This window comes from Xanthovirga aplysinae, assembly GCF_009711365.1.
Classification (GTDB): Bacteria; Bacteroidota; Bacteroidia; order Cytophagales; family Cyclobacteriaceae; genus Xanthovirga; species Xanthovirga aplysinae.
Genome location: NZ_SMMB01000335.1, coordinates 1 through 1,172, shown reverse-complemented (window position 1 = coordinate 1,172; position 1,172 = coordinate 1). Strand labels below are relative to the sequence as shown.

Here is a 1,172-nt window from a genome sequence, read left to right as displayed (position 1 = left end):
TCGCGGGTTCGAGCCTCGTCGCCCGCTCTTTTTCAAAGAGCACTTCTAATTCTCCTTTTCCTTTATAGGTCAAACCTTTTTTTTCTATCTCCCGTAATTTTTAATAAGCAAATTGAATTATGGAGAAACTTGTCACCATTGCTACTTTTCAAAACCCTGTGCAAGCCAATATTTATAAAGGCAAGCTGGAAGCTGCCAACATTTATTGCTTTTTAGCTGATGAAAATATTGTGAGTGTTAATTGGCTATTTTCCAATGCAATAGGGGGCATTAAATTGCAAGTAGCTGAAAAAGATGCAGAGAAGGCCAAACTTCTTTTAGAGGATAATCCCAAAAATGCTCCTTCCCCCGAGGAAGATGAGTCTATAAATCCCTCAAAGAATACTGTACAATGTCCAAAATGTAGATCTTTAAATATAAGGAAAGAAAAGTTTTCTAAAGAAGTAGCAAGTTGGAGTTTGATATTCTTGGGGTTTCCCCTACCATTTTTTTCAAAAACACATCACTGCTTCGATTGTGGACATGAATGGAAGAATTCCGATGTCCCACCATTACACAAGATAAGTTGAAAAAATGTAATGGGAATCTTTTGGCCAAATGAATTGGCCCCCTACAATAAATAAACCTCACTTTAATAAAATCATTAGCAAATTTGAACTTCAATAACTAAGAAATTTAAAGGAAGCGTAACATCTTAGTTATACCTTAATTCAGAACTTACTACACCGTCCAGAATATTTTTGACGCCCATTTTCCTCGATTTTATTTAGGATAAAAACTAAGAATCCTAAACCTGAGTTTTCTTCAATAAGTCTTCCATATCACTTAATTGCAAATTCAAAGCTTTTACGGAAACCATTATTTCCTGAACAGAAAGCAATAGGGAAGAAAGTAAAAAAAGCAAGCTAGCCCCAAAGACATATTCTGCGAACACCTCCTTTTCGGCATAGAGCAATAGCATACAAAGCACACAAAGAAAAAAGCTTAAAACTCCCATCCATTGCATATTTCTAATAATTATTACCCGGCTCCTTAAGTTTTTTATTTGAGCCAAAATGACTTCATCAGGTTGAGTTTTATAGCGAGAATGTAAAGAACGAATTACCGCTGCCAAAGCCAAAAAGCGATTGGTATAAGCCAGAAGCAAAAGGGAAATGGCGGGGAAAAGTAAA

Annotated in this window: 2 protein-coding genes; one reads left to right on the top strand and one right to left on the bottom strand. The window is 35.8% G+C overall.

Features of this window, described 5'->3' with window-relative positions:
• Window positions 1-119 precede the first annotated feature (119 nt).
• Entirely contained in the window at window positions 120-569 is a 450-nt protein-coding gene (locus E1171_RS01020) for a putative signal transducing protein (RefSeq protein ID WP_155203220.1), read from the top strand.
• 218 nt (window positions 570-787) lie between these two features.
• On the opposite strand, the gene E1171_RS01015 is transcribed toward E1171_RS01020, so the two are convergent.
• The coding region (locus E1171_RS01015; protein WP_155203218.1) for a DUF2721 domain-containing protein at window positions 788-1,172 on the bottom strand (385 nt) is incomplete at its 5' end.